Raw genomic sequence first — 6,302 nt, 5'->3', positions numbered from 1 at the left:
TCATTTACTTGGTTGTTATGAAAACCGGGTGTTTAACCACCACTGCCATGTATCAAAGTACGGTTTTCGCATTTATCGTGAAACGCTTTCGCGTTTTTCGTGCGCCGCTTCAGTTAAGGTTAGTAATTTTTTTGCTTCTTCTATTTTCTCCCTTTGAATGTATTGACTTAAAGTGATTCCTACTTCTTTTTTAAATAAACTAGATAAATAAGTCGGGTTCACATGTAACAGCTCAGCAAGTTCACTAAGAGCAATCTTTTGATAGATATTTCTGTTAATATAATTTAAACATGTCGTAATCGTATTTGAATATTTTTTTGTTTTGTATTCTTTTACACGGTCAGCAAACGTACATAAGGCATCTTCTATCAAGCGATTAACAGAATACATATTATCTAATTGTCTCAATAGTTTGTATATACAAATCACTCAGTGCAAAGGCGATATCTGTGGGTAAATTTCCCTCAATCGCATATCTTGCAGCTAAAGTAATTGCCATAATTCCGTTATTTTTTTGATTTCTAAGTTGATTTCCTTGAGATGTGATTACCTGCATCTTCTTGAGGAAAAGAATAGGCATATTTGATTACGCTTTCTTTATTTCCTTCTGTAATTTGTGAAAAAAATTTACGCTCTAAGGAGATATTGTAACTTCTCAACATTATTTTGCCGACGATTAGAAATATACAAATCTGGATGTATGATTTTATAAGGAGTCTGTTCTAACACTTTATTTTTTTTCCAAACGGTATCAATATCTAATTTTTCTTTAAAAATCATGTAATGTAAGAAAATCCCTATCTGAAGTAATGTGATTTTCTTTACTTCCGATAGGGATTGATAGTACGAATAATCCCTCCTGTATTTTGTTACTCGATTGAAACGTTTTCATTAATTTGATTGCCATTTCATCTGTTACTTTTGGATAGGTGATCGGCCCAATAACAATTGTTCCCTTTATATCTTCCTGATTTTTAACTTGTATGAAGATAAAGTTTTCAAGATAATCATTCTCCATAAATAGCGGAAAATTAAATAGATTAATTTTTTTGCACAGTGTTTGAAAATGCTCCTCTTTAGATGAATAGAAAGGACTACTTATATCATAGCAAGTAGCATAATCTAAAATTTTCCCATCCTCAGATAAAAAATAAACGGGTACAAAAAACGTTTTATGAATGAGATCACAGATATATTGTGTATTAACTAAACCTCGCATCTTATTCTCCTTTTAAATGTATATAGTAATATAAGCAGAAATTACACCAAGTAAAATACCATTTTTCCAAAAAAATCACTATAAAAATCCAAAAAGTGCAAAATAGTGCTACCAAAGGAAAGATTTTACCATACTTTTTTACGACAATCTTATATTATGTTTTTAGTAATTAATATCCATCTAAATATCTAGGAAAGGGGATGCAGTCTTTTCGATGAATGGGGAAGCGGCTATTTGTTCTGATACATACATGTTAATTTTCAAATAATACGTAAAAACGTTTGAAAATTACAACTTTTATCGAAAATATAGCTTTATTATACCAATTCATTCCAAATATTTGAATGTTTTTAGATGTTAATTGCTGAATTCTCCCTAAATAGAAACAATAGAGTTTCTATTAAAAGGGAAGGGAACTTATTTGTATTTACATCAAGGAGGGGAGAAGATATTGCAAAAGTATTTTGATTTTAAAAGATACGGTAAGCGCTTCAAACAGACCATAGTATCATTGTTAGCTTTTTTGTTAGTTTTTAGTGGGGTAGCACCTAGTATGGTTTTACAGACCGTTCATGCTGAGACAGGAACATCTACAAATACTGCTGTAACACAAGCGAAAAATAAAATGCTAACGTATAAGTTTGATAATTTCTCTAGTGATGCAGTAAGTCAATTGTTTACTTTGAATGATGCCGCTGAAGTTCCTGGAGGGGCAAACTTTTTACGATTGACACCGGCATCTACATTGAAATGTGGGGCAGCTTTTACCAAAAATGAAATTTGTTCTAAAAACAATTATTCATTCAGCACAGCCTTCTCATTTAAAATGAGTAATCCAAGTCCCTCAGGCGCAAGTGACGGTTTAACCTTTACGATTCAAGGGGGGACATCTAGTTCGCATACAAATGGAGGTAGCCTAAACTTTTATGGTATTAAACCTAGTTTTACGGTTAAATATGATACGTTTTTAAATACGGATTATAGAGATCCTTCTGCAAACTATATTGGAATTGCGAAAAATGGGAATCCGGTAAATCAACCTGGTTGGTATACCGATTTAAATCAATATAATACAAATAATGGTACCAACTATGCTTTATCAAATGGAACCCAGTATTATACATGGATTGACTACGATGGTTTAAATAAAAATGTACAAGTTCTGCTAGGTACTTCTCCAGATCGAGCAAGCGCAAAAAAAGTGTTAGATGTAGGTAACATCGATCTTGGTACTATATTTAATGGACAACCCTATCATGCTGGTTTTACCGCATCAACAGGAAGTCCAAATTACGAAACGCATGATATCAATAGTTGGTATTTTGTTAATGATTATGTACCTATTGAAACACTTAATCCGAATAATGATTATAAGCAAGCACCGAGCAGTATGAAAGTAACGACAGGGCCGTCGGATAAACCAGGAGTATATGATGTTACGGCAATCCTACAAGATCCATTAGGAAATCCTGTTGCTGGTGCATCATTAGATAATCTTACTTCAACTGACGGGCAGTTAACTGGACCGAATGGAGAGTCTGTAACAGATTTAGTATCAGATGCAGACGGAAAAATCCATGCAGTATTGAAAAATTTCGATCATTCTAAAGATACTACCGTATCAGCAACTGTTGGTTGCGCCACGGATTCTAAAATGATACCAGCTGGCAACCAACCACCAATTGCGCCGGATGATGAAAAGACTATTTCGGTAAATACAAAGGTCTCAGGGCAGGTAAAAGGAACGGATCCAGATGGTGACAGTTTAACTTATCGTACAGGTAGTAAGCAGCCAAGTCATGGGACAGTTGTAGTAAATGCAGACGGAACATGGACCTATACGCCTGGTAAAGACTATGTTGGTGATGATTCCTTTACTGTTATGGTAGATGACGGGCATGGTGGAACGACAGAAGCGACAATCGTCATACATGTCAAACCAACTCCTGTCCTAGAATCAAAGAAAAAAGCAAGCATTCAACAAAAGGCAGATGGAAACAAAGACGCGACTCATCCTGAAGTGGGAGATACGCTTCTTTATACAATCCAGACCCGTAATACGATTGCAGAAAGTCCAGTAAAAAATGCTGTAATTGAAGACCAATTGCCAGAAGGTCTGGAATATGTACCAGGAACATTACAAGTTGATGGAAAAGCTGTGACGGATGCTGAAGGTGACGATAATGGTCACTATATTCAGGGTAGAGTTACAGGAAAACTTGGTGATATTTCAGATGCTGAATGGCATAATGTAACATTCCACGCAAAAGTCAAAGCAGACCAAGCTGGAAAATCCATTCAAAATAAAGCGACTGTCACTGGAGAGGGTGTACCACCACAAGAACCAACAATAACAGTTGAGGTATCTACACCTGAAACACCAACTCCACCAGCAAACTCATGTGGGCAATTGGGACGTGTAGCACTTATTAATGGTAGTTTTGAGGAAGGACCAGAAAAAGGTTCATATAATAATGCTTTCATGTTCCGTGAATCTGAGGTACCAGGTTGGTTGACAACTGATGATTTTAAAGGTGAAAAATTAATTGAAATTTGGGATTACAAACAAGGATATCCAGATGTGGTAAGAAATTATCCAACTCCACCTGATGGGAATCGATATGCAGAACTTAATGCATTTGAAAATGGTATGCTTTATCAAGATATAAAGACAATGCCTGGACAAACTATCTATTGGCGATTGTCTCATTTGGGACGTCTTGGTGTAGATACGATGCAAGTTCGCATTGGTGCCGTAACAAATAATCCTTATACTACTGTAGTCCAAAAACAAATGTCGGATGGAAATACTGCTTGGGGAACCTATACAGGAACTTATAAAGTACCAGAAGGGCAAACTACAACAAGATTTGGTTTTGAGGCAGTTAGTAGTGCAGGTGGAAATATTGCAGCAGGTAATTTCTTAGATGGTGTTTTCCTAGGTACGGAGCCTTGTATATCAGCAACAAAATCTGTATCTCCAGAAGGTCAAGTGAAAGCGGGAGATGAGTTAACGTATAACGTAATTGTGAAAAATGATGGTGGCGACGTTGCTTCTAATGCAGTGTTCACAGATGCGATTCCTGAAGGAACTGAATACGTACCTGGATCTATACAAGTAACAAAAAATGCAAAGACAAATTCTATCACTGATGGAAAAGATACAGATTCAGGGCATTACCAAGATGGAAAAGTAACAGTTAATCTAGGAGATTTACCGAATACAGATATCTTACCTGAAGGCGTTACCGTGCAATTCAAAGTAAAAGTACTGTCAGGCCATAACAATCAACAAATTAAGAATAAAGCAAACGTTGCTTATAAGAATTTGTTGGTAAACAAAGATCAATCTGTTGATACCAATGAAGTTGTTAATACTGTGATTGTAAAAGATCCAAAAGTAGAATCTAAGAAAACCGCAAAAAACCTACAAGATAAAAATATCGAAGTAGGAGATGAAATCGAATATACGATTCATATGCGTAATACGGTTTCTGATAGCATTGTAAAAAATGCGGTAATTGAAGACCAATTACCAGAAGGTCTAGAATATGTCCCAGGAACATTACAAGTGAATGGAAAACCCGTAACAGATACCGAAGGCGATGATAACGGTCAATATGTACAAGGGAAATTCACAGGACAACTGGGCGATATTACAGATACGGAATGGCATACTGTTGTATTCCATGCGAAGGTAAAAGCTGGACAAGCTGGACACGACATTCAAAATACTGCAAAAGTAACAGGAGAGAATGTACCGCCGCAAGAACCAAGTACAACAGTAGAAGTTTATCCTAGAAATCCTAAAGTAGAGTCTAAGAAAACCGCAAAAAACCTACAAGATAAAAATATTGAAGTAGGAGACGAAATCAAATATACGATTCAAATGCGTAATACGATTTCGGATAGTATTGTGAAAAATGCAGTAATTGAAGACCAATTACCAGAAGGTCTAGAATATGTCCCAGGGACATTACAAGTGAATGGACAAGCTGTGACAGATGCTGAAGGCGATGATACAGGTCAATATGTACAAGGGAAAATCACAGGACAACTAGGTGATATTGCAGATACAGAATGGCATACGGTCGTATTTCATGCAAAAGTCAAGGCAGGACAGGAAGGAACAGCTATTCAAAATACTGCAAAAGTAACAGGGGAAAATGTTCCGCCACAAGAACCAACAACAGAAATTAAAGTACAACCGCTTGGACAAATTGAAATTGAAAAAGTGGATGCTGCGGATTCTGCTATCAAATTAAAAAATGCCGTATTCCAGATTATAGACAAAGATGGGAAAGAAGTTGGAAAACTAACGACAGATGAAAATGGGAAAGCAACTTCTGAACTATTACTCTTAGGAAAATACACAGTAAAAGAAATCAAGGCGCCAGATGGATACATGTTATTAAAAGATCCAATTGAAGTAGAAGTTTCTTCACCATTACACAAGATTACAGTAGAAAACTCAAAAAATGGATGGAACATTCCACATACAGGTGGGATAGGAACAACTTTATTTTACCTGATTGGCATGATCATAATGGTGGCAGCATTGGTTGTATTTTTCCGTAAGAGAGTTACAAACAAATAAAAAAGAAACAATAGGGAGAGGTAAAGTAGATGAAAAAACTATTCAGTATGCTATTAATCCTTGTATTCACATTTGCTATGATGCCTAGCACGTTTGCAAATGCGGCTTCAAGAAGCACAGGTACATTAACAATTCATAAATATGAGCAAGAAAAAGACGGAACTCCAGGTGCGGAAGGCGATGGTTCTTCCAACCAAACTGTTCCTGCAGATGCAAAAGCATTACCAGGAGTAACATTTGAAATTAAACAAATTGCATCATTTGAGAAAATCACAAATGATGGAACAATCGCAAAAGAAAGCGTAACACCAGTTACAACTGCAAAATCAATTCAAGTAACAACAGATGCAAATGGTCAAGCTGTATTCCCGAATTTACCATTAGGACGTTATGAAGTAAAAGAAATTGCTGGTCCAACACATGTTAATTTAAATCCAAACACGTATACAGTTGATATCCCGATGACAGATAAAGAGGGTAAAGGTT

Annotated in this window: 5 protein-coding genes; 2 read left to right on the top strand and 3 right to left on the bottom strand. The window is 36.0% G+C overall.

Annotated elements, in window-relative coordinates:
- Nucleotides 1–72 precede the first annotated feature (72 nt).
- The 3 genes from AC0OM3_RS13370 to AC0OM3_RS13360 form a co-directional block, all read right to left on the bottom strand.
- Nucleotides 73–408: an AraC family transcriptional regulator gene (locus AC0OM3_RS13370; RefSeq protein ID WP_474212100.1), complete on the bottom strand. Its 336-nt coding sequence runs from the start codon at nt 406–408 to the stop codon at nt 73–75.
- Nucleotides 392–580: a hypothetical protein gene (locus AC0OM3_RS13365; RefSeq protein WP_474212098.1), complete on the bottom strand. Its 189-nt coding sequence runs from the start codon at nt 578–580 to the stop codon at nt 392–394. Before AC0OM3_RS13365 ends, AC0OM3_RS13370 begins: the two co-directional genes overlap by 17 nt.
- A gap of 189 nt (nt 581–769) precedes the next feature.
- Entirely contained in the window at nt 770–1,219 is a 450-nt protein-coding gene (locus tag AC0OM3_RS13360; protein WP_474212096.1) for a hypothetical protein, read from the bottom strand.
- Between the two features lie 451 nt (nt 1,220–1,670).
- Between AC0OM3_RS13360 and AC0OM3_RS13355 the strand changes: the two genes are divergently transcribed.
- Entirely contained in the window at nt 1,671–5,816 is a 4,146-nt protein-coding gene (locus tag AC0OM3_RS13355) for a SpaH/EbpB family LPXTG-anchored major pilin (RefSeq protein WP_474212094.1), read from the top strand.
- A 29-nt stretch (nt 5,817–5,845) separates the two neighbouring features.
- The coding region (locus AC0OM3_RS13350) for a SpaA isopeptide-forming pilin-related protein (RefSeq protein ID WP_474212093.1) at nt 5,846–6,302 on the top strand (457 nt) is incomplete at its 3' end.

The organism is Bacillus sp. FAU20 (assembly GCF_056033865.1).
Note: the sequence above shows the minus strand (reverse complement) of the source record. Positions and strands in the feature narration are given on the sequence as shown.